We start from the raw sequence: 21,823 nt of genomic DNA, 5'->3' as shown, positions 1-21,823 counted from the left end.
TATGGCCCAAGCATCCGCCCTCGCAACCCTGATCGACCTGGCCCAGCGCGAATCCGACGCTGCCGCCAAGCGCCTCGGCGCGGCCCTCAAGGCCGTGGAAGAGGCCGAGCAGAAGCTGGAGATGCTGGTGGGCTACCGCGACGAATACGCGCGCAAGCTCGACGCCGCCCAGGTGGCCGGGATCACGCCTCTCTCGTACCACAACTTTGTTGCCTTCATCGGCAAGCTGGACAACGCGCTCAACGGCCAGCGCGAAGTCATCAAGCACGCGCAGTACAAGGCCAACGTGGAAAAAGCGGCATGGCAGGATAGCGAACGCAAGCGCCTGTCCTACCGCACCCTGAGCGAACGCGCGGCAGCCGAGGCCCTGAAAGTCGAGAACAAGCGCGACCAGAAACTGATGGACGACCACGCGGCCCGTGGCGCCTTCTACAAACGCTGAACCAACCATGACGATGCAGACCACCACCCTCCCGTTCCAGGTCTCCGGCGCCAACGCCGCCGCGCGCGCTCCCGCCCTCCCGGGCGCGGCCGCCGACGGCGGCAAGGCTTTCGGCGACACCCTCTCGCGCGAGATCGCCCAGCGCCAGATGGCGCCCCAGCAGGGTGCGCCCGCGCCGGCCCCGGCGGCCCAGCAGAACAAGCCGGCCGCGCCCAACAAACCGGCCTCGGGCGACAAGCCGAACGCGGCCCAGGCCCAGCGCAGCCCGGCGCGCGAACCGGCGAAGCAGCAGGTGGCGGACAACACCGAGGCCGCGGCCAGCACGGCCCAGGCCGGCGCCGCCCAGGCCGGCGAGGAAAGCAAGGAGGCGGCGGCCGACGCGGCGGCGGCGGCAGCCGCAGCGGCCACCAACCCCGTGACCGACATGCTGGCCTACATCGCCAGCCTGGCCCAGCCGGCGGCGAACGCCGTCCCGGCGGCCACGACCCCGGCGGCCGAGGACGCGGCGGCCAGCGCCGCCGCGCCGGGCGAGCTCCAGCTCGCCGTGCTGGAATCCAGCTTCGCCCGCCTCGCGGCCCAGGACGGCGCCGCCACGGACGCCTCGGCCGGCGCCGAGGCCCCTGCCGAGGACGCAGGCCAATCCGGCCCGCAGTTGTCCGCCGGCGTCGAGCGCGCCCCGGCCGAGCCGCGCGGCGCGCCCGAAGCCCCTGCCGCCAAGACCCAGCCGGACGCCAATGCCTTCGCCGCCCAGTTGCGCCAGGCCGGCCAGGACGCCGCGCCGCAAACCGAAGCGCCGGCCCCGTCGGTCACCCAGCTGCAGGCCCAGGCGGCCAAGCTGGAAGCCGTCCAGAATCCGGCCGCGGCGCCGGGCGACCGCATCCCGGCGCGCGTGGGCACCCAGGCCTGGGACAACCAGGTCAGCCAGCGCATCGTCTACATGGTCGGCAAGGAACAGGCCGCCACCCTGACCCTGAACCCGCCCGACCTCGGCCCGGTCCAGGTGGTGCTGAACGTGAGCAACGACCAGGCCAGCGTGCAGTTCTCCTCCAGCCAGGCGGAAGTGCGCCAAGCCCTGGAAAACGCCCTTCCGCGCCTGCGTGAAATGATGAGCGAGAGCGGCATCGCCCTCGGCAACGCGACGGTCGACGCCGGCGTGCCGGACGGCCGCCAGGCGCCCCAGGATGGCGAGCGCCGCAGCGCCGGCCACGGCGGCGGCGTGGGCGGCAATGGCCGCGACGGCGCCGCCCAGGGCACGGCCGAGGCTGCCGCACCGCGCGCCACCCGCACGGTCGCCCTGGGCGACAGCGGCATGGTCGACACCTTCGCCTGATTGTCGGTCTATCCATACGTCGGCGGCGCGTTCGGCCGCCCTTAACAACCCGTCATCGCCCGGACGCAACAAACGCGCGGAATGCCAGCCCTTCCGGCCTCTTTTCGAGGCTTGCCCGGGTGCATCTTTCCGCGACAATGCCATAATGACGGTAACGATCCACTAGGCAGTAAGAGACATCTTGAAAGCGAATCCGAAAATGAAAGCTGATCCCAAGGCCGACGCGGCGGCAGCAGCACCGGCGGGCGGGAAGAAGAAGCTGATCATCATCATCGCCGCGGCGGTGCTGGTGCTGGGCGCCGGCGCCGGCGGCGGCTGGTACTTCACCCAGTCGGCGGCGGCCGAGCATGCCGAGGAACCGGCCAAGGAAAGCAAGAAGAAGAAAAAGAAGGATCCTGAAGCCAAGTCCGAATTCGTGCCGGTGGAGGCCTTCACGGTCAACCTGCAGCCCGAGAACGGCGAGCAATACCTGCAGGTGCAGTTCACCCTGCAGGTGGCGGGCGCCGAGCAGTCCCAGCTCGTCAAGGACAACATGGCCGTGGTGCGCAACCGCGTGCTGCTCCTCCTGTCGGGCAAGAAGGCCTCGGAAATCAGCACCGTCGAGGGCAAGCAGCAGCTCGCGACCGAGATCCAGGAAGCCGTCAAGCAGCCGTTCGAGAAAGATGGCGACGAACAGGATGTGACCGACGTATTATTTACCTCATTCATAATCCAGTAAGCCTTACTAAGAAGCACCATGGCCGATAATTTCCTCTCACAGGAAGAAGTCGATGCCCTCCTCAAGGGGGTCAACGGCGATCAGGACGACATTGCGACGCCTGAAGACACCTCGGGGGTACGCACATACAACCTGGCGACGCAGGAGCGGATCGTCCGCGGCCGCATGCCGACGCTCGAGATCATCAACGAGCGTTTCGCCAGGTATTTGCGGGTCGGCCTGTTCAACTTCCTGCGCCGCAGCGCCGAGGTCTCGGTGGGGTCGGTGCGGGTCTCCAAGTACAGCGAATTCATCCGCAACCTGGTGGTCCCGACCAACCTCAACCTGATCCACATGAAGCCGCTGCGCGGCACCGCGCTGATGGTCTTCGACCCGGGCCTGGTGTTCCTGCTGGTGGACAACCTGTTCGGCGGCGACGGCCGCTTCCACACCCGCGTGGAAGGCCGCGACTTCACCCAGACCGAGCAGCGCATCATCATGCGCATCCTGGACATCGTGTTCGAGGCCTATGCCAAGTCCTGGGAACCGGTGTACCCGATCGAATTCGAGTACATCCGTTCCGAGATGAACACCCAGTTCGCCAACATCGCGACCCCGAACGAGGTGGTGGTGTCCTGCACCTTCACGGTCGAGCTGGGGTCGGTCTCGGGCCAGATCCACTTCTGCATGCCCTACTCGATGATCGAGCCGATCCGCGATGCCCTGACCTCGAGCATCCAGGGCGAGGCGCTGGAAGTGGACAAGCGCTGGGTGCGCCTGATGACCCAGCAGATCCAGGTCGCCGAAGTCGAGCTGGTGGCCGTGCTCGGCCACGGCAAGGCGAACTTCGACGAGATCCTCAACATGAAAGTGGGCGACGTCATCCCGATCAGCGTGCCGGAGACGATCCAGGCGACGGTGGACGGCGTGCCCGTGATGGACTGCAGTTACGGCGTCCTCAACGGCCAGTACGCGCTCAAGGTCGAGAAGCTGCTGGCCAACAGCGACACGTTCAGCAAATAGACAGCAAACATGCAGCAAGCACGCAACACAGGAGAACACCATGTCTGACACCCAGGACGATCAAGGCAGCCTCGACGACGATTGGGGCGCGGCGATTGCCGAGCAGGCCGCGGCCGAAGCGGCGGCGCTCGAACGCCAGCAGCAGGCGGCCGCCGCTGCGCCGAGCGCGGCCGTGTTCAAGGACTTCTCGAACAAGGGCGCGCGCAACGACACGCCGAACGACATCGACTTCATCCTCGACATCCCGGTCCAGCTGACCGTGGAGCTCGGCCGCACCAAGATCGCGATCAAGAACCTGCTGCAACTGGCCCAGGGCTCGGTGGTGGAACTGGACGGCCTGGCCGGCGAGCCGATGGACGTGCTGGTGAACGGCTGCCTGATCGCCCAGGGCGAGGTGGTGGTCGTGAACGACAAGTTCGGTATCCGTCTGACTGATATCATCACGCCATCTGAACGGATCCGAAAACTGAATAAATGACCAAGCGCAACGTCGCGATCAAGTACCTCCCAGGGTTGGCCAGCGCGCCAACCCTGCGCGTTTTCACGGCCGCCCTGCTGTTCGCACCGCTGGCAGCCTGCGCCGCGCCGCCCCCGGCCGCCAGCGCGCCGGCAGCGCAGCCTGCCGCCCCGGCCCCGGCCGCCCGGCAGCCCGCCACCCCTGGAGATTCCCCCGCAGCGCCGGCCAATGCGCCCGCGCCCGCCGCCCAGGACCCGGCCACCACCCCGCGCCGTCCTGGCGAGACCACCACCGGCCGCCCTCCGGCGCCGGTGCGTCCCGCGCCCTCGGCCGCAGCGGGCAGTACCGCGCCGGCGCCGGCCAGCCTGCCGGGCGACCAGCCGGCCGCGCCTGCGCCTGCGCCTGTGCCCGCGGACCAGTCGGGAACCCAGCCGGGAACCCAGTCGGGGACCCAGATGGGGACCCAGATGGGGACCCAGCCTGCAAGTCCGGCAGCCCCGGCGCCGGCTCCCGTCCAGTCCGCTCCGCAAGTCGCCCTGCCGGCTTCGACGCCGGCGGCCGGCAGCCTGTTCCAGACCATCATGGCCCTGGTCCTGGTGCTCGCCGTGCTGGCGGGCCTAGCCTGGTTCATGAAGCGCTTCGGCGGCCGCATGATGGGCACCAGCAATGCCAACCTGCGCATCGTCGGCGCGCTCAACATCGGCGGGCGCGAACGCATCATGGTGGTCGAGGTCGGCGACCAGTGGATCGTGGTCGGCGCCTCGCCCGGCCGCGTCAACGCCCTTGCCACCCTGCCGCGCCAGGAAGGCGCGGCCGCCGATGCCGCCACCCAGCCCGGCGCGCCGGCCGCGAGCTTCTCCGACTGGCTCAAGACTACGATCGACAAGCGTCATGTTAAATAAGAAAGTTTGGCTGGCCGCGGGGCTCGCCTTGTTGCCCCTGCTGGCCTTCGCCCAGCCGGGCCTGCCGGCCTTCAACACCAGCCCGGGTCCGGGCGGCGGCACCACCTATTCGCTGCCGGTCCAGACCCTGCTGCTGCTGACCGCCCTCACCTTCATCCCGGCCGCCCTCCTGATGATGACCAGCTTCACCCGCATCATCATCGTGCTCTCGCTGCTGCGCCAGGCGCTCGGCACCCAGACCGCGCCGCCCAACCAGGTGATGGTCGGGCTCGCCCTGTTCCTGACCCTGTTCGTGATGGGGCCGACCTTCGACCGCATCTACAGCGAAGCCTATGTGCCGCTGCAGGAAAACAAGATCCAGATGATGGAGGCCCTGAACCGGGGCGCGGTGCCGCTCAAGGAATTCATGGTCAAGCAGACCCGCCAGTCCGACCTCGCCCTGTTCGTCAAGATCTCGCGCTCGCCCGCGCTGCAGGGGCCGGAAGACATTCCGCTGCGGGTCCTGATCCCGGCCTTCGTCACGAGCGAGCTGAAGACGGCCTTCCAGATCGGCTTCGCCATCTTCATCCCCTTCCTGATCATCGACATGGTGGTGGCCTCGGTGCTGATGTCGATGGGTATGATGATGATGTCGCCGGCCGTGATCGCCCTGCCCTTCAAGCTGATGCTCTTCGTGCTGGTCGACGGTTGGCAACTGCTGCTGGGATCGCTGTCCCAGAGTTTCTACTGAGGAGGCGAGCATGACCCCGGAAAGCGTGATGACCATGGGCCGCACGGCCATGGAAGTGACCCTGATGGTCTCGGCCCCGCTGCTGCTGGTGGCCCTGATCATCGGCCTGATCGTGTCCATCTTCCAGGCCGCGACCCAGATCAACGAAGCGACCCTGTCCTTCATCCCCAAGCTGGTCGGCATCTTCATCGCCCTGGTGGTGGCCGGCCCCTGGATGCTCTCGGTGATGCTCGACTACATGCGCCAGGTGTTCACCGGCATCCCTGGCCTGATCGGCTAGATGCTGGCCCTCACCTCGGCCGAGCTCAACGCCTGGGTCGCCGGGCTGCTGTGGCCGCTCACCCGCATCCTGGGCCTGATCGCCACCGCGCCGATCTTCGGCAACGGCCGCGTGCCGGTCTCGGTCAAGGTGGTGCTGGGGGTGTTGCTGGCGATCGTGATCGCGCCCACCGTGCCGGCCATCCCGGCCATGGACCCGACCTCCTGGGCCGGCCTCCTGATCCTGGTGAAGGAACTCCTGATCGGGGTGGCGATGGGCTTCGCCATGCGCCTGGTGTTCGCCGCCATCGAGTTCGCCGGCGAAGTCGCCAGCCAGACCATGGGCCTGGGTTTCGCCACCTTCTTCGATCCCAATTCGCAAGGACGCTCCTCGGCCATCAGCCAGTTCATGGCCCTGGTCGCGACCATGGCCTTCCTCGCCGTAAACGCCCACCTGGTGCTGCTGGCGGCGCTGGCCGAAAGCTTCGTCAGCCTGCCGATTTCCAGCACGCCCTTTTCCGGCAACGCGCCGCTGGAACTGGTGCGCTGGGGCGGGCGCATCTTCTCGGCCGGGCTGCAGCTCTCGCTGCCGATCGTGGCCGCGCTGCTCATCACCAACGTGGCCCTCGGCATCCTGACCCGCGCCGCGCCCCAGCTGAATTTGTTCGGCATCGGCTTCCCGGTGACCCTGGGTGTGGGCTTCCTGACCCTGAGCCTGGCCATGCCCTACCTGGGCACGCCCATCCTCAACCTGTTCAACCAGGGCATCGAAGCGGGCCGCGCGATCCCGCGCGCCGGCGCCGCCCGGGCGCCCACTGCGGCCACTCCGGCTACCCCGGCCCGTCCGGCGCCATGAGCCGCACCGGCCGCCTGTTCCAGCTCATGGACGCCCTGCGCGGCCACCGCCGTCCGGTGACGGCCAGCGCGCTGGCCGAGCGCCTGGGCGTCTCGGAACGCACCATCTACCGCGACATCCAGGCCCTGGCCCAGCTGGGCGCGCCGGTGGAAGGCTCCGCCGGGGTCGGCTACCTGCTGCGCACCGGCTTCTTCCTGCCGCCCTTGATGTTCGACGTCGACGAGCTCGAGGCCCTGGTGCTGGGCGCGCGCTGGGTGCGCCACCAGGGCGACCCGGCCCTGCACGCCGCCGCCGAACGCGCGCTGGCCAAGATCGCCACCGCCACCCCGCGCGACCTGCGCGACCACATGGCCGACACCAGCCTGTGGGTGCCGGTCTGGCCCAAGCCGGAACCCGACACCTTCATCCAGCCGGCGCGCGAAGCGATCCGCCACTGCCGCAAGCTGCGCCTGCTCTACCGCGATGAACAGGGACGGCCTTCGGAGCGCGTGATCTGGCCCTTCGCCCTCGCCTATTTCGACGGCCGCCGCGTGCTGGCCGCCTGGTGCGAGCTGCGCGACGCCATCCGCCACTTCCGGGTCGACCGCATCGTCGAAGCCGAGTCGCGCGCCGAGCGCTATCCGGCCCAGCGCCACGCCCTGCTGCGCCAGTGGCGCGCCGAACACGGGATCGAGGAAGACTCCTGACAGGATCTGTCAGTCCCCGCTTTTAGCATTGCTTCTCCAGCAATTTTAAGGAAACAGCAATGCGCCTCTACCACAGCCCCTATTCCTCGCATTCGCGCCGCGTGAGCATGGTGCTCGAGCATCTCGGCATCCGGCTCGACACGGTCGAAGTCAACCTGATGGACGCGGACGAACGCCGCCGCCTGGAAGAACTGAACCCCAATGGCAAGCTGCCGGTGCTGGTGGACGGCGAGCTGGTGCTGTGGGAATCCTGCGCCATCATGCAATACCTGGCCGAACGCCATTCCGGACAGTCCCTCTACCCGCAAGGCCTGGTGGCGCGCACCTGCGTCAACCGCTGGCTGTTCTGGGCCTGCCAGCATTTTTCGCCGGCGATCGGGATATTCACCTGGGAACGCCTGTGGAAGAAGATGGTCAACGGCGGGGAGCCGGACCCGCGCGAGATCGCGCGCGGCGAGCAGGAGCTGGCGCTCGCCGCCGCCGTGCTCGACGGCCATGCGGCCACGCGCAAGTGGCTGGTCGGCGGCCAGGTGACCCTGGCCGACTACGCGGTGGCCGCGCCCCTCATGTACATGGAACAGGCGGACCTGCCGCTGCAGGAGTATGCGCACCTGCAGGCCTGGTTCGCGCGGGTGCGCGAACTGCCGGCGTGGGTGCGCACCACGCCGGTGTACTGAAGCCGGATCAGCCCGGGATCAGGTGGTTGACGTACACGCGCACGCCGCCGACGTTCACCTCTTGCGGTGCGATCGCGGACAGCGGCAGGACGTTGGTGGTCGGCCAGGTCTGGAAGTGGTAGCTGAAGCTCTTGCCGTCCACCACGAAGGTCACGGTTTCGCCGTCCTGCACCGTCACCGATTTGGTGTTCGGCTGGATGACGATCTTGCGGACGGCGCCGGCGTCCTGCACCACCGCGCCATGGTCCGCGATCTCGGCGCGCTTGGCGACGGGCTCCGCCGCGCTGGCGAGGCCGGCGGCCAGGGAGACGGACAGGGCAAACATCAGGGTCGAAACAGATTTGATCGTTTTCATGATGGACTCGCTTTCAAGTTTGGGAAGGAGCCCTTCGGCTACGTGCGATGTGCTGAAAGGCTGTGCGAGTAATGTACTGCTGCAAGGCCTTGCGGAGTTGATCGGAAGGCTCGGGGTTTTGACCAATCGTCTTAAGCGGCGCGGACCGAGGTCGCCGCATGGTCATTCCGACATCAAGACCCCGCCAGTACCAGGTCGGCGAAGCGCTCGCCGATCAGGCGGTGGCTGTCCGCGTCCGGATGCAGCTCGTCGCGCAGCGCCATCCGCGCGCTGTCCTCGTGCCCGTACAGGGCCAGGCCATCCACGTAGTGCAGCTGCGGGTCGCTGGCGGCCCGCTGCCTGACGATCGCCGCCAGGCCCTCCCGGATCAGCCGCAGGTTCAGCTTGCCCTGCGCCAGCTCGTGCACGCTGCCGCCGGCGCGGAACATCACCCGCCCCGCCGCCAGCGCGCCGGTGTCGAACTGGGTCGGCCCCGGCACTTCTTCGTGCATCGGACAGCACAGCGGCGAGACCAGGTAGAGCGGCGTGTCCGGATGGCCGTCGCGGATGGTGTCGAGAAAACCATGCACCGCCGGAGCGAAGGCGCGCAGGCGCATCAGGTCGGTGTTGACCAGGTTGATGCCGATCTTCAGGCTGATCAGGTCCGCCGGCAGGTCGCGGATGCTGCGCGCCACGAAGGGATCGAGCAAGGCGCTGCCGCCGAAGCCGAGATTGAGCAGGTCGAGGCCGGCGCGCGCCGCGGCCACCGCCGGCCAGATGCCGGAAGGATGGGCCGCGTTCGAGCCCTGGCTGATCGAACTGCCGTGATGCACCCAGCGCTTCCTGCCCGCTTCCGTGACCACGAACACCGGGGCGCTGGAACGCAGGGCCAGCAGCTCGGTCGTCTCGTCGTGCGGCAGCCAGATCTCGACGTGCTTGAAGCCGCCCGGCAGCTCGCCGAAGCGCAGGCTGCGGGCCTCGCCCGGCACCAGGGTGGTGGCGCCCGAAGCCATGTCGATCTTCATCGCCTGGCCGCCGCGCACGCTCGCCTGGCGCAGCAGGCGGCCGTCGACCAGCAGGTCGTAGATCCCGTCGGCGCGCGCCGCCATGCTGCCGTAGACGCGCTTGGTGGGCAGCACCACCAGTTCGAGCTCGGTCGCCGTGGTCCGGAACACCAGGCGCACGCCCGAGGGCTGGGACTGCGCCATCGCCAGTTGCGGATCGGCGCACTGGGCGCGCGCCCAGGCCGGCAGGCGGTGCGGCAGCAGGCCGGCCGCGGTGCGCTCGACCTCGACGGCGCCGTGGATGAAGCGCGGCGTGATGGCCGTGCTGACCGCGAGTTGTGTGCTCATGCCTGCGCTCATGCCCGCGCGCGGCCGCGACGGCGCGCGCGCAATTGCAGCGACAGCGCGGACACCAGGAAGTAGAAGGCGCCGAAGCCGGCATAACCGGCCACCGTGGCGGCCGTGGGCTGCTGCGGCATGCGCGCCTGCCAGATGAACACCGCGCCGGCCAGGGCCGACTGGGCGCCGCTCAGCACCATCGCCCACTGCGCGCCGAAGGCACGCCAGCGTCCCAGCGCGGTCCCGAGCTGGAGCAACCCGGACAGGATGGCCCAGGCGCCGAACACGGTCAGCACGCCGTGCATGTCCGGCAGGGCGATGGCGATGGCGAGCGTGACGGCCAGGCTGACCACCACGTTGACCAGCTGGGTCGCGTTGGCCGCCAGGCCGCCGCTGCGGCGGCCGTCGACGATGTTGGCCAGGGCGTCCCAGGCTGGATAGGCCACCAGCAGGGCCGCGCCGGCGGCGCTGGAAGCGGGCGCGATGGACAGCACGGCCGCCACCCAGAGGATGGAAAAGGCGGCGCGCGCGAAGTAGTAGCGGCGCAGCCAGTCTTCCTGGGCCGCGTGCTCGAGTGCGATGTGTTGGTTCATGATGGTGTTCTCCTTGATGTGCGATGTGTCGGTGCTGTGCGGCGTCCTAGATGCCGGCATACCATTCGTAGCCGCGGTCTTCCCAATAGCCACCCTTGCCGTCCCCGAGGTGGCGGAAGCTGTCCACCAGCTCGATCCGCATCAGGTACTTGGCCTGCTTGTAGCCGAGCTGGCGCTCGACCCGCAGGCGCAAGGGCGCGCCGTGGCCGACGCCGAGCTCGGCCCCGTTCATGCCGTAGGCGAGCAGGGTCTGGGGATGGAAGGCGTCGACCAGGTCGATGCTCTCGTAATAGCGCCCGCTGCCGTCCAGGGTCTTTTCCAGCTCGTCCGCGCAATGGAAGACCACGTAGCGCGCCGAGGGCAGCACCCCGACCGCGCGCAGCAGCTGGCCGAGCGGCACCCCGGTCCACTTGCCGATCGCGCTCCAGCCTTCCACGCAGTCGTGGCGGGTGATCTGGGTGCGCGCCGGCATCAGCTTGAGTTCGGCCAGCGAGAAGGCGCGCGGCCGCGCCACCAGCCCGCCAACCTCGAGCCGCCAGTCCTTGAAGTGACCGGCCAGCAGGGCCGCGTATTCCTCGCTGTCGGGCATGCTGGTGCCGTTGACGCGGAACTGCGGCGAAATGTCGGCCTCCTCGAATTCGGGCGCCAGCGCGCCGCGCGACAGCAGGCGCCGCTGGGCCGCCATGTTCAGGGCCTCGGCGCCGCGCAGCATGGCCTCGACGCCCGGGTGGCGGGTGGCCGCGTCGCAGCCGGCCAGGGCCAGCGCGCCGGCGCCGAGCAGCAGGCGACGGCGCTTGTCGTTGATCTCATTCATGCGGCCTCCCAAGGTGGATCGCATAGCGTCCCGACAGCATGGAACGCAGGTTGTTCCAGGGTCCCGACAGCAAGACCATGGCGAGGTGGACGACGACGAACAGCACCAGCAGCGCCGCGCTGGCGAAGTGCAGGGTGCGCGCCGACTGGCGTCCGCCGAACAGCTCGGGCAGCCAGGGCAGGACGGCGTTCATGGCCGGCGACATGCTCAGGCCGGTGAGCAGCATCATGGGCAGCAGCAGGCCGATCACGCCCAGATAGCTCAGTTTCTGCAGCGTGTTGTAGTGGCGCGCCCGCTCGTCGCGCGGGAAGCGCAGGCGCGCGTGGTCGAGGACTTCGCGCCACAGGTGGCGCGGAGCCAGCTCGCCGCCGCGCGGCAGCAGGTCGCGCCGCAGGTGGCCGCTGAACACGGCGTAGGCCAGGTAGGCCGCGCCGTTGAGGACGAAGCACCAGGCGAAGAACAGGTGCCAGCGCCGCCCGGCGGCGAGGTCTTGCCAGGACGGCAGGGTCAGCCAGCCCGGAAAAGCCTGGAGCACGAGCAGGGCGTGGCTCGCGTCCGCGCCCTGCTGGCCCCAGTACAGCTGGGGCCAGGCGTTGAAGATCTGCATGCCGCTCGCGGCCAGCAAGCAAAAGCACAGCACGTTCAGCCAATGCGTGAGGCGGGTGACGAGGGCGTGCCGGCGCAGCATCACGATGCCGCCTGCCGCCCCGTTCGGCTTGTCTGCCTGATGGTTCATCGCAGGACTCGCCCTTACATCGGCGGCACGACGCCGTTGGCGCCGACCACGACCTGCTGCGCGAGCAGGCCGCCCTTGCCGTCCTTCATGGCCGGCACGAAGACCACCGCGCCTGGCTTGAGGTCGGCGTTGGTGGCGGGGGCGAAGCTGACGATCGGCGTGCCCTGGGGGATGGCGATCTTCTTTTCCTTGCCATGGTAGGACACGGTGACGGTGTGGCCGTCGACGTCCTTGACCGCGTTGGCCACGGTGGCATTGGTCATGTTGCTGTTGGGCTTGAGGTCCCAGGCGAAGCTGCCCTCGGCCGTGCCCTTCATGGCGGGCGGGAAGATCAGCACTTCGAGGGCGCCGTCGCCGCCGTCGGCCTTGGGTAGGGAGGCGATGCCGACGTAGCTGCCGGGCTGGATGTCGGCGACCGTGGCGCGCTGCAGGCCGGCCAGTTTCCAGCCCTCGGCCAGGCTGACGTCCAGGGTCTTGCCGTCGCGGCTCTTCACTTTCAGGGTCTTGCCCGAGAAGCTCAGGACCTGGCCACGCACGTTGACCCGCTCCTGGCCCTCGGCATGGACGGAAGCAGGCATGGCCGCCGCCAGGGCCAGGGTCGAGGCGGCGAGGATGGGAGCGATACGGGAAATGGAAATGTTCATTAGCTTACCTACTAGTTGGTAAAATCAAGGCGCAAAAAATAAGCGGTCCAAGCCGGTGCGCCGAGGCCAGGAGGGACCGGTTCGGGCATCCCTTGCGGGCCGCCCGGTGTGTCAGGTGCGCGCGGGCGCTGCCAGGCGGTCGAGCTGGGCCGACATGATGGTCCCGAAGACCGCCGTGTCGCCATAGGCGCGGGCCGAGAGCATGGCGCCGTGCACGCTCGCCATGAACACTTCGGCCTCGACCTGGGGCGCCTGCGCCAGCCGGATCGTCCCCTGCCGCGCGCCCTGCTCCAGCACCGAGGCCATCCAGCCCGACAGGAAGCGGAAGTAAGACCTCACCTCGGTCGCCACCTCGGCCGGCAGGATCGGCAGCTCGCCGGCCAGCAGGGCGCACACGCAGAAGGGCGCGCTCAGGTCCGCGATGCACTTTTCCCAGTACTGGCTATAGGCGCGCAGCAGGGCCATCGGTTCGGTGTGGGCCTGCTGGAGGTAGGCGACGCCGCCCTGGGTGGCCTCGCGGTGCCGCACGACGATGGCCTTGACCAGGTCGACCTTGTTCGGGAAGTGATGGTGGATGCTGGCCTTGCGCACGCCCACCACCTCGGCGATGTCGGCATAGCTGAAGCCGTTGTAGCCGCCGGCGATGATGAGGCCGCGGGCGCAGGCGAGGATCTCGTCCGACGTGTTGCTCAGTTTTTTCATGACGCCATCCTACCTTCTGGTAGGTATGAAGGTCAAGAAATTTGTGATGCTCGTCACATCCAGCGGCTTCCCACCCCGTCAGCCATCGGTGGAAAGAGTCAGCGCTTCCCAGGCGTCGATCTCCGCCAGGCGCTCGCTCAGGCCCTGGCGCACCAGGGCCAGGGCGTCGCTGCCCAGCAGCAGGTGGGCGGGCGGCCTGGGGCTGTCGATCAGGCGCAGGATCGCCTGGGCCGCTTTGGCCGGGTCGCCCAGTTGCTTGCCGTGCTTGTCCTCGCGCGCCTGGCGCACCGGCCCGAAACTGGCGTCGTAGTCGGGAATGCTGCGCGGACTGCGCACCATCGAGCGGCCGGCCCAGTCCGTGCGAAAGGACCCCGGCGCCACCGCCGTCACCGCGATGCCGAAGGGCGCCAGCTCCTTGTTCAGGGTGTCCGAGATGCCTTCCAGGGCGAACTTGCTGCCGCAGTAGTAGGCGATGCCCGGCATGGTGATGCTGCCGCCCATGGAAGTGATGTTGACGATGTGGCCGCCGCGGCGCCGACGCATGCCCGGCAGGACCGCCTTGATGAGCGCCACCGCCCCGAACACGTTGACCTCGAACTGGCGCCGCATCTCGTCCAGCGGCGACTCTTCCAGCACGCCTTCGTGGCCATAGCCGGCATTGTTGACCAGCACGTCGATCGGCCCCAGCCGGTCCTCGACGCCGGCCACCAGCTCGCCGATGGCGGCGCCGTCGCTCAGGTCCAGCAGCTGGGGATGGGCGCGCCCGGGATGCAGGGCCGCGAAGGCCCGCGCCGCCGCCTCGCCGCGCACCGTGCCGGCCACGGCATGGCCGGCCGCCAGGGCCGCCTCGGCCAGGGCGCGGCCGAAGCCGCTGCTCGCGCCGGTAATCAGGATCAGTTTGCTCATGCTTCCTCCTCTGTCTTCGATGGACCGCATGATATTCTGCGCAAGCCGGCTTGCTGAGCCCTAAAAACGTCGATTTCTAGCCTGATCCTATGAACGTCCGCGACCAGACCATCGCCCTGATGCGCTCCCTCTGCCCGCTCGAGGGCTATAACCTGACCGCCCTGCCCGACGTGCGCCTGTTGCGCTCGGACCGTTCGCTGGAGCGCACGCCGGTGCTCTACTCGCCCGGCATCGTGATCGTCTGCCAGGGCCGCAAGCAGGGCTACTTCGGCGGCGAGATCTACCGCTACGACGCCCAGCACTACCTGGCGGTGGCCGCGCCGGTGCCGTTCACGATGGAAACCGAAGCCAGCGCCGACGAGCCGCTGCTGGCGATCTACATGCAGCTCGACTTCCGGCTCGCGGCCGAGCTGCTGGCCCGGCTCGAGGAGACCGGCGGGCCCACGAGCGCGCCGGCGCGCAGCATGTTTTCCACGCCCATCGACGAGGCCTTCGGCATGAGCGTGCTGCGCTTCGTGCAGGCGCTGGCCGACCCGCCGCAGATCGCGATCCTGGGCGAGGGACTGCTGCGCGAGATCTACTACCGGGTCTTGAGCGGCGCGCAAGGCGGGGCGCTGCGCGCCGCCCTGGCCCAGGAGGGGCGCTTCGGCCGCATCTTCAAGACCCTGAGGCGCATCCACGCCGCCTACGCCGAGGCGCTCACGGTGGAGGAACTGGCCGCGCAGGCGAACATGAGCGTGCCGACCTTCCATCACCACTTCAGGAAGGTCACCGACACCACGCCGATCCAGTACATCAAGTCGATCCGGCTGCACCAGGCGCGCATGCTGATGCTGCGCCATGACAGGACCGCGGCGGCCGCGGCGGCGGAAGTCGGCTACGAGAGCGCCTCGCAGTTCGGGCGCGAATTCAAGCGCCTGTTCGGGCTCTCGCCGGCCCAGGAAGTGCGGCGCATGCGCGCCAGTTTCGCCATCCCGCCGCAATCGAACACTGTCTTCGTTTCGTCGCGCTGAGCCGCGCATGGGTGCTATGCGAGGCGGGCAATTTGGTCTAGGATAAGGCGAACCATTCGACGTGTAAGAGCCCGCCCACTTCCAGCCGCCAGCACGCATGCCGACACTTCTTCCTGCCCTCTCCGATCACCTGCGTCGCGCGCGTGCCGTATTGACGCGGGCTGTATTGACGCCATTTGTATTGACACTGGCCGTATTGGCATCGGCCGTATTTACGCCGGCACAGGGCGCGGAAAGCGATGTGGTGCGCAGTCCGCGCGCCACCGTGTCCCTGGTCAGCGACCATGCCGCCGTCAGCCCTGGCCAGGAGTTGCGCATCGGCCTGCGCCAGCGCCTCGCGCCGCACTGGCACACCTACTGGAAGAACCCGGGCGACGCCGGCTCGCCGCCCAACATCGACTTCAAGCTGCCGCAGGGCGCGGCGGTCGGCGCCATCGTCTGGCCCGGCCCCGAGCGCTTCATCATCGGGCCGGTGGCGAGCTACGGTTACGAGAACGAGATCGTGTTCCCGATGTCGTTCACGGTGCCGAAGGACGCCCGCCCCGGCAGCTCGCTGGCGATCGAGGCCAGCGCCGACTGGGTGGTGTGCGAGAAGGAATGCATCCCCGAGGAAGGCAAGTTCGTCCTGCGCCTGCCGGTGGAGGCCGCGGCCCGTCCCGCCAACGAAGAAGTCCGCGCGGCCTTCGCGATCGCCGATGCGCGCCGGCCCCAGGCCTCTCCCTGGAACAGCAGCCTGGCCGTGGGCGACAAGACCCTCGAGCTGCGCGTCGAAGGCGCCGGCATCTCGCCGCAGTCGGTACGTTCGGCACTGTACTTCCCCGAGAACTGGGGCGTGGTCGACCACGTCGCCGAGCAGCCCCTCAAGCTGGAGGACGGGGTGCTGCGCCTGGCCCTGCCCAGGGGCCAGGGCTACCGCTCCGGCCCGGCGCCCGGCCTGCTGGCCATCGTCGACGGCGGCGGCCAGAAGCGCTGGTTCGCGCTCGAACCCGCCGCCGTGGCGGCGCCGGCCGCCGCTGCCGGGACGCCAGGGACGCCGGCGCTGGCGGACTCTCAGGCCGACGCGCCCCTGCCCCTCTGGCAGGCCGCGCTGTTCGCCTTCGCCGGCGGCCTGATCCTGAACCTGATGCCCTGCGTGTTCCCGGTGCTGGCGATCAAGGCCACCGCCCTGGCCGGCCTGTCGGGCGGCGAACGGCGCGCGGTGCGCCTGTCCGGCGTGTTCTACACCCTCGGGGTGCTGACGGCCTTCATGCTGCTGGCCGCTGCCCTGCTCGCGGTGCGCGCCGGCGGCAGCGCGGTCGGCTGGGGCTTCCAGTTCCAGTCGCCGGTGTTCGTGGCGGCGATGTGCTGGCTGATGCTGGCGATCGGCCTGAATCTCTCGGGCGTGTACGAGGTGGGCGCCTCGCTCGCCGGCGCCGGCGAAGGACCGGCCGCGCGCCAGGGCCATGCGGGCAGCTTCTTCACCGGCCTGCTGGCGGTGGTGGTGGCCACGCCCTGCACCGCGCCTTTCATGGGCGCGGCCATCGGCACCGCCCTGGCCGCGCCGGCGGCCTTCAGCATCGTGGTGTTCGCCTGCATGGGCCTGGGACTGGCCCTGCCCTTCCTGTTGCTCGGCCTGTTCCCGGCGCTGGCGCGCCGCCTGCCGCGCCCCGGCCCCTGGATGCTGCGCCTGCGCCAGGCCATGGCCTTCCCGATGTACGCGACGGCGGCCTGGCTGCTGTGGGTGCTGGCCCAGCAGGCGGGCGAAGCGGGCCTGCGCCTGGCGCTGGCGGGCGCGGTGCTGGTCGGCCTGGTGGCCTGGCTGGTGGGCCTCGGCCAGCATGGCGTCAAGCGCGTCTGGTGGCCGCGCGGCTTCGCTTTGGCCGCCACGGCCGCCCTGGCCGGCCTGGTGCCAGGCCTGCACGCGGCCCAGGCGCAGGCGCCCGCGCCTTCCACGGCCGCTTCCACGGCCAGCGCGCAAGTGGCCGAGGCTTACAGCGCCGAGCGCCTGGCGGCCCTGCGCGCCGAGGGCAAGCCGGTGTTCGTCAACATGACCGCGGCCTGGTGCATCACCTGCCTGGTCAACGAGCGCACCACCCTCTCGACCGCCGCCGTGCAGGATGCGATGCGCGCGCGCGAGGTGGTCTACATGAAGGGCGACTGGACCCAGCGCGACCCCGCCATCACGGCCTTCCTGCGCGGTTTCGGGCGCGACGGCCTGCCCTTCTACGTGTTCTACCCGCCGGGCAAGGACCCGGTGGTCCTGCCGCCGGTGCTGACCCAGACCATCGTCACCGAGGCATTGCGGGAGTAGTGCAATCGTGTCTGCCAACCACTCTTTGGAAAGGGATCCCATGAACCGTCTCACTCGCCGCGCAGTCCTGCGCACCACCCTCGTTTCGGCAGCCCTGGCCGGGGCCGGCCTGCTGTCCTCCGCACATGCGCTGGCCGCGCCCACGGTCGGCCAGCCGGCGCCCGAATTCACGGCAGTCGACAGCAAGGGCAAGCAGCACAAGCTGTCCGACTTCAAGGGCAAGGTCGTGGTGCTGGAATGGACCAACCACGATTGCCCCTACGTGCAGAAGCACTACAAGTCGTCCAACATGCAGACCCTGCAGAAGCAGGCCAAGGATGCGGGCGTGGTGTGGCTGAGCGTGATCTCGTCCGCGCCGGGCGAGCAAGGCCACGTGGCGGGCGCCAAGGCCGACGAGCTCACCGCCAGCCGGGGCGCCGCGCCGGCCGCCGTGCTGCTCGACCCGCAGGGCACGATCGGCAAGGCCTACGACGCGCGCACTACGCCGCACATGTACGTGATCGACGCCAAGGGCGTGCTGCGCTACGCGGGCGGGATCGACAGCATCCCCTCGACCAAGACCGACGACATCGCCAAGGCCGATCCGCTGTTCAAGACCGCGATGGAATCGGTGCTCAAGGGCGCCGAGGTGGCGCAGGCGGTGACGCGGCCCTATGGCTGCTCGGTGAAGTACAAGGCGTGATAGCCGCCGCCCCGCGGCGGCCGGCCGTCGCGGGGCGCCAGGGCTCCGGCCATGCCGGAGTTCGCCATCAGGAGCAGATATGGATGAGGAAGTGCGCAATGCGCTCAAGCGGATGGGCTGGGACATCCACGCAGTGGTCGAGCAGGCTTACCTGAGCCACCCGGCTGCCAGGGACATGCCGGTCGACTGGATGGAGAAACAGCGTTTGCTGCTGGCGGACATGGCCATTCACCTGTTGCAGACAGCGATACAGTCAGGGCCGATCGAGCTGGAAAAATTGAAGAACAACCTGCACGCCATCCTGACCATCTCGGATCAGTTCCTGCCACATGCCGAGCTGAAGAAAGCGACGGAAAAGCTCTACCTCGACAACGCACAGCCGGCGCTTCCCTGATGTAGAAGGCCCGAGCACGGCCACGAGCGCGCGGCTGATGCGCCAGCGCGGGGGCGAGCGGATACCCGCCGGCGCTGGCGGCGTGCAGCGGAATCCGCCGCCATGGATAATAGCGGTTCGTTCATCCTGATCCGTCATCAACGTGATTCCCGATCCGACACCCCACCCACGCCGAGGCTCTCCGCTTCTGCTCCTGCCCATCGCCCTCATCGTATTGACGCTGATCCTGCTGTTCGCATGGGTCGGCGGCTGGTTCGGCAGCAGCCGGCTGACGCCGCAGACCATGGTCGACACCGCCGAGTCCTCCGGCCCGGCGCCGCCAGGCTTCCGGCGCGCCCACGCAAAAGGCGTGTGCTTCGTCGGCAGCTTCGCGCCCACGCCGGACGCGGCCCGGCTGTCGGTCGCGCGCGTGTTTGCCCAGGCGTCGACGCCGGTCGTCGGGCGTTTCTCCAACCCCGGCAACAACCCGCACGCCCACGACAACAAGGCGGCGGTACGCGGCATGGCGCTGCAGCTTAAGACCGACGACGGAGAAGAGTGGCGCCTGGCGATGAACAGCTTCCCCTTCTTTGCCTCGTCGACGCCGGAAGGTTTCCAGGCCCTGAACGCGGCCAGGCTGCCCGATCCTGCCACCGGCCAGCCCGATCCTGGCAAGATGAAGGCTGTGCTGGCGCGCTATCCGGAAATCGCCAATTTCATGGCCTGGTCCAAGAGCGCCCGGGCTTCCGACAGCTTCGCCAATACCCGTTTCAATGGCGTCAACGCCTTCTTCCTCACCGGCGCCGATGGCATGGCGCGCGCCGTACGCTGGTCGATGCGCCCGCACGCGGCCTTCGCCGCCGCCGATCCGGCGCAGCTGGCCGCAGCCGACCGCGACTTCCTGGCCGCCGACCTCGAGCGCCGGCTGGCGCAGGGTCCCCTGAAGTGGGACATGGTCATGCAGTTCGCGGCCCCCGGCGACCCGATCGAGGATCCATCCAAACCCTGGCCTGACAGCCGGCCCGAGACGGTGATGGGCACCCTCACCATGACGCGCGCCGAGGCGCAGGCGAACGGGCCCTGCCTGGATCTGAACTTCGACCCGCTCATCCTGCCGAAAGGGATCGTGGCCTCCGGGGACCCGGTGCTGCACGCACGCTCGTCCGTGTACTCGGTCTCGTTCAATCGCCGCGAGCGCGAAGTCAGCCAGGGCGCCCGCGTGGAAGGAAACGCCCGATGAGCCGCCCATCCCACTTCAATCTCCCGGCCCGGGTGCTGCACTGGTCCATGGCCGCCGCGATCCTCGCGATGCTGTTCGTGGGCGCGGCGATGGTGGTCTCGCTGCGGCACCGCGAGTTGCTGCTCGACCTGCACCGCCCGCTCGGGCTGCTGATCCTGGTGCTGGCCGTCGTGCGGCTGATCAACCGCTGGCGCAACCCGCCACCGCCCTTGCCCGCCGACCTGCCCCGCATCCAGGCGCTGGCCGCCACCGCTTCCCACTGGCTGCTCTACGCGCTGATGCTGGCGATGCCGCTGGTCGGCTGGGCGATGCTCTCGGCCGGCGCCTATCCGGTGACCGTCGTCGACGGTCTCCATCTGCCGCCCATCCTGCCCCACGACGCGGTCCTGTACGGCGTCCTGCGTCCGCTGCACCGCGTGCTCGCCTACCTGCTGTTCTTCACCATCATGGCCCACCTCGGCGCGGCCCTGTATCACCTCTGGATACGGCGCGACGGCGTGTTCGAACAGATGGCCCAAGGTGGGGAAAAGGGCGAATGAGTTCCTGGCGCGACGAGCTGCGCCGCGCCAGGCGCCTGGTGCGCATCTGCGTGCTCATTGCGCTGGTGCTGATAGAATTCGGCATCGGCCAACGGCTGGCCGAACCGCGCATGCCATCGGGTCGTGGCGTGCGCGCGATGCTGGGCAGCTGGCTGCACGGCCTGTCCGGCACGGCCGGCTTGTGGGCGTTCCGGGCCGAGCTGGCGGTGTTGCCTCTGGCGCTGGCGCGTCTCGTATGGCGCGTCGCGTATGCGCGCCACTCCCCGCCCGCCCGGGGAGCGCTGATGGCGCCGGTGATGGCGCCTTGGCGAAAGGGGGAAGCTGGTTTGCTTAGCCGATGTAATTGAACAGCGACAGCCCCGACATCGTCTTGAACGACAGCTGGGCCGCCTGCAAGGTGGTCTGCTGCTGCTGGAACTCCGAGATCGCCTTCACCGTATCGAGGTCCTGCAGGTCGGACAGGGTGGCCGCGTACTGGATGTTCAGGTCGTCCCCCGCGCTGTCGAGATAATCGAGTTCCTTGAGGTGCGCGCCCACCGAGGCCTGCACCGTCAGCACGTTGTCGTGGGCCGACTTGAGGTTGTCCATCGCCTCGTTCAGGCTGTTGGTCAGCTCGGCCACTTCCTTGGCGGTGCCGGCCGGCTTGCGCAGGGCCGAGATCAGGTCGGTGACGGTGGTGAACACCGACTGCTTCTCGCTCGGCTCGACGGTGAAGCTGTCGCCGTTGGCGGGCTTGCCCTTGATGTCGAAGGCCATGCCGCCGAAGGCGATTTGCTTGCCCTCCTCGTAGGTCGCCGGCGGCGAGACCGTCGGCGGGATGGTGCTGTTGTCGGTCACGGTATAGGTCGTGGTCTCGGGCGTGCCGCCGACCGTGAAGGCGATCGAATAGTTGTGAGCGAGGTACTGGCTGCGGTCGGTCACCGAGCCGGACGAGATCACGCCGCTGCCGGTATTCGCGCCCGAGGCCTGGGTCTGGAAGGTTCCGTTGCCGGTGGGGATGGCCTCGAACACGGCGCTGCCGGCCGCCGACAGCGGGATCTTGCGCGAAGCGCCGACCTGGAGCTGGCGCTGGCCCTGGTCGCCGTTGTAGCTGGCCCCGGTGGCGGTGCGGGTGAAGGGCTCGGTGGTCGCCTTGTAGCCCGAGAACAGGTAGCCGCCGGCGCCGTCGGTGGTGTTGGCCACGCCCAGCAGGTCGGTCAGGCGCCCTTCCAGCTCGGTCGCCAGCGCCAGGCGGTCGGCCGGCAGCATGCTGCCGTTGCCGGCGTTGACCGCGATGGTGTGCATGTCCTGCATCAGGTCGCCCGCGTTCTTGAGCGAGAGCTCGACCTGGGCCAGCGAGGAGCGCGCGCTCTGGCGGTTGGTGGCGAACTGGCTGTTCATCTCCTTCGACTGGCTGACTTCGAGCGCGCGCGCCGAGGCCACCGGGTCGTCCGCCGGGGTCAGGATGCGGCGGTCGGTCGACAGCTGCATCTGGGTGCGCGCGAGCGCGCTTTGCAGGGTGCCGAGCTGGTTGGTGGCGGTGTTGAAGATGTTGTAGGTGCTCAGGCGCATCGCGT

The 21,823-nt window shown here is 69.0% G+C and carries 27 protein-coding genes; 18 read left to right on the top strand and 9 right to left on the bottom strand.

Annotation, left to right across the window (positions count from 1 at the left end):
- The first annotated feature begins 1 nt into the window (after nt 1).
- From fliJ to B0920_RS18995, 11 genes are all read left to right on the top strand, one after another.
- Nucleotides 2-442, top strand: coding sequence for a flagellar export protein FliJ (fliJ, locus tag B0920_RS19045; RefSeq protein WP_078034216.1), 441 nt, complete (start codon nt 2-4; stop codon nt 440-442).
- A 7-nt stretch (nt 443-449) separates the two neighbouring features.
- The gene (locus tag B0920_RS19040; RefSeq protein ID WP_078034215.1) at nt 450-1,772 is read left to right on the top strand and encodes a flagellar hook-length control protein FliK; all 1,323 of its coding nucleotides are present in this window, start codon (nt 450-452) and stop codon (nt 1,770-1,772) included.
- Between the two features lie 199 nt (nt 1,773-1,971).
- Nucleotides 1,972-2,490, top strand: coding sequence for a flagellar basal body-associated protein FliL (gene fliL / locus B0920_RS19035; RefSeq protein ID WP_078034214.1), 519 nt, complete (start codon nt 1,972-1,974; stop codon nt 2,488-2,490).
- 18 nt (nt 2,491-2,508) lie between these two features.
- Entirely contained in the window at nt 2,509-3,492 is a 984-nt protein-coding gene (gene fliM, locus B0920_RS19030) for a flagellar motor switch protein FliM (RefSeq protein ID WP_078034213.1), read from the top strand.
- Nucleotides 3,493-3,532: 40 nt separating this feature from the next.
- The gene (fliN, locus tag B0920_RS19025) at nt 3,533-3,970 is read left to right on the top strand and encodes a flagellar motor switch protein FliN (RefSeq protein ID WP_078034212.1); all 438 of its coding nucleotides are present in this window, start codon (nt 3,533-3,535) and stop codon (nt 3,968-3,970) included.
- Nucleotides 3,967-4,851, top strand: a complete 885-nt coding sequence (gene fliO, locus B0920_RS19020) for a flagellar biosynthetic protein FliO (protein WP_078034211.1) — start codon at nt 3,967-3,969, stop codon at nt 4,849-4,851. The genes fliN and fliO overlap by 4 nt, the downstream gene beginning before the upstream one ends.
- The gene (fliP, locus tag B0920_RS19015) at nt 4,841-5,581 is read left to right on the top strand and encodes a flagellar type III secretion system pore protein FliP (protein ID WP_143745836.1); all 741 of its coding nucleotides are present in this window, start codon (nt 4,841-4,843) and stop codon (nt 5,579-5,581) included. Before fliO ends, fliP begins: the two co-directional genes overlap by 11 nt.
- Before the next feature lie 10 nt (nt 5,582-5,591).
- Entirely contained in the window at nt 5,592-5,861 is a 270-nt protein-coding gene (gene fliQ / locus B0920_RS19010; protein ID WP_078034210.1) for a flagellar biosynthesis protein FliQ, read from the top strand.
- The gene (gene fliR, locus B0920_RS19005; protein ID WP_078034209.1) at nt 5,862-6,695 is read left to right on the top strand and encodes a flagellar biosynthetic protein FliR; all 834 of its coding nucleotides are present in this window, start codon (nt 5,862-5,864) and stop codon (nt 6,693-6,695) included. It abuts the gene before it with no gap.
- A complete protein-coding gene (locus B0920_RS19000) occupies nt 6,692-7,381 on the top strand; it encodes a YafY family protein (protein ID WP_179119226.1) in 690 nt (229 codons plus the stop codon). The genes fliR and B0920_RS19000 overlap by 4 nt, the downstream gene beginning before the upstream one ends.
- Nucleotides 7,382-7,440: 59 nt before the next feature.
- Nucleotides 7,441-8,058 (top strand): glutathione S-transferase family protein, encoded by a 618-nt coding sequence (locus B0920_RS18995; protein WP_078034208.1) that lies wholly within the window; start codon nt 7,441-7,443, stop codon nt 8,056-8,058.
- Between the two features lie 7 nt (nt 8,059-8,065).
- On the opposite strand, the gene B0920_RS18990 is transcribed toward B0920_RS18995, so the two are convergent.
- From B0920_RS18990 to B0920_RS18955, 8 genes are all read right to left on the bottom strand, one after another.
- The gene (locus B0920_RS18990; RefSeq protein ID WP_078034207.1) at nt 8,066-8,413 is read right to left on the bottom strand and encodes a CzcE family metal-binding protein; all 348 of its coding nucleotides are present in this window, start codon (nt 8,411-8,413) and stop codon (nt 8,066-8,068) included.
- Nucleotides 8,414-8,586: 173 nt separating this feature from the next.
- Nucleotides 8,587-9,744: a GDSL-type esterase/lipase family protein gene (locus B0920_RS18985; RefSeq protein WP_078034206.1), complete on the bottom strand. Its 1,158-nt coding sequence runs from the start codon at nt 9,742-9,744 to the stop codon at nt 8,587-8,589.
- An 8-nt stretch (nt 9,745-9,752) separates the two neighbouring features.
- On the bottom strand, nt 9,753-10,328 hold the full coding sequence (locus B0920_RS18980; RefSeq protein ID WP_078034205.1) for a hypothetical protein: 576 nt from the start codon (nt 10,326-10,328) through the stop codon (nt 9,753-9,755).
- A 46-nt stretch (nt 10,329-10,374) separates the two neighbouring features.
- A complete protein-coding gene (locus B0920_RS18975; RefSeq protein WP_078034204.1) occupies nt 10,375-11,142 on the bottom strand; it encodes a molybdopterin-binding protein in 768 nt (255 codons plus the stop codon).
- Nucleotides 11,135-11,878 (bottom strand): cytochrome b/b6 domain-containing protein, encoded by a 744-nt coding sequence (locus B0920_RS18970; RefSeq protein ID WP_078034203.1) that lies wholly within the window; start codon nt 11,876-11,878, stop codon nt 11,135-11,137. The genes B0920_RS18975 and B0920_RS18970 overlap by 8 nt, the downstream gene beginning before the upstream one ends.
- A gap of 14 nt (nt 11,879-11,892) precedes the next feature.
- The gene (locus B0920_RS18965) at nt 11,893-12,522 is read right to left on the bottom strand and encodes a hypothetical protein (RefSeq protein WP_078034202.1); all 630 of its coding nucleotides are present in this window, start codon (nt 12,520-12,522) and stop codon (nt 11,893-11,895) included.
- A 111-nt stretch (nt 12,523-12,633) separates the two neighbouring features.
- Nucleotides 12,634-13,224 carry a TetR/AcrR family transcriptional regulator gene (locus B0920_RS18960; protein WP_078034201.1) on the bottom strand — a complete coding sequence of 197 codons (591 nt, stop codon included), beginning with the start codon at nt 13,222-13,224 and terminating at the stop codon, nt 12,634-12,636.
- A 78-nt stretch (nt 13,225-13,302) separates the two neighbouring features.
- Nucleotides 13,303-14,130: an oxidoreductase gene (locus tag B0920_RS18955; protein WP_143745834.1), complete on the bottom strand. Its 828-nt coding sequence runs from the start codon at nt 14,128-14,130 to the stop codon at nt 13,303-13,305.
- 89 nt (nt 14,131-14,219) lie between these two features.
- Between B0920_RS18955 and B0920_RS18950 the strand changes: the two genes are divergently transcribed.
- From B0920_RS18950 to B0920_RS18920, 7 genes are all read left to right on the top strand, one after another.
- Nucleotides 14,220-15,143 carry an AraC family transcriptional regulator gene (locus B0920_RS18950; RefSeq protein WP_078034199.1) on the top strand — a complete coding sequence of 308 codons (924 nt, stop codon included), beginning with the start codon at nt 14,220-14,222 and terminating at the stop codon, nt 15,141-15,143.
- A 241-nt stretch (nt 15,144-15,384) separates the two neighbouring features.
- Nucleotides 15,385-17,433, top strand: a complete 2,049-nt coding sequence (locus tag B0920_RS18945) for a protein-disulfide reductase DsbD (RefSeq protein ID WP_229455766.1) — start codon at nt 15,385-15,387, stop codon at nt 17,431-17,433.
- A 40-nt stretch (nt 17,434-17,473) separates the two neighbouring features.
- The gene (locus B0920_RS18940) at nt 17,474-18,115 is read left to right on the top strand and encodes a redoxin domain-containing protein (protein WP_078034197.1); all 642 of its coding nucleotides are present in this window, start codon (nt 17,474-17,476) and stop codon (nt 18,113-18,115) included.
- A gap of 79 nt (nt 18,116-18,194) precedes the next feature.
- Nucleotides 18,195-18,509 (top strand): hypothetical protein, encoded by a 315-nt coding sequence (locus B0920_RS18935; RefSeq protein WP_179119225.1) that lies wholly within the window; start codon nt 18,195-18,197, stop codon nt 18,507-18,509.
- A 214-nt stretch (nt 18,510-18,723) separates the two neighbouring features.
- Nucleotides 18,724-19,728, top strand: a complete 1,005-nt coding sequence (locus B0920_RS18930; RefSeq protein WP_229455765.1) for a catalase family peroxidase — start codon at nt 18,724-18,726, stop codon at nt 19,726-19,728.
- Complete coding sequence (locus B0920_RS18925) at nt 19,725-20,267, top strand: cytochrome b (protein ID WP_078034195.1); 543 nt, start codon at nt 19,725-19,727, stop codon at nt 20,265-20,267. Before B0920_RS18930 ends, B0920_RS18925 begins: the two co-directional genes overlap by 4 nt.
- Complete coding sequence (locus B0920_RS18920; RefSeq protein WP_078034194.1) at nt 20,264-20,614, top strand: hypothetical protein; 351 nt, start codon at nt 20,264-20,266, stop codon at nt 20,612-20,614. The genes B0920_RS18925 and B0920_RS18920 overlap by 4 nt, the downstream gene beginning before the upstream one ends.
- On the opposite strand, the gene flgL is transcribed toward B0920_RS18920, so the two are convergent.
- A complete protein-coding gene (flgL, locus tag B0920_RS18915) occupies nt 20,598-21,818 on the bottom strand; it encodes a flagellar hook-associated protein FlgL (RefSeq protein WP_078034193.1) in 1,221 nt (406 codons plus the stop codon). The two genes, B0920_RS18920 and flgL, sit on opposite strands and share 17 nt — an antisense overlap.
- Between the last annotated feature and the right edge of the window lie 5 nt (nt 21,819-21,823).

This window comes from Massilia sp. KIM (assembly GCF_002007115.1).
In the GTDB taxonomy this organism is placed as follows: Bacteria; Pseudomonadota; Gammaproteobacteria; order Burkholderiales; family Burkholderiaceae_D; genus Telluria.
This window is presented reverse-complemented; position numbering and strand designations above follow the sequence as displayed.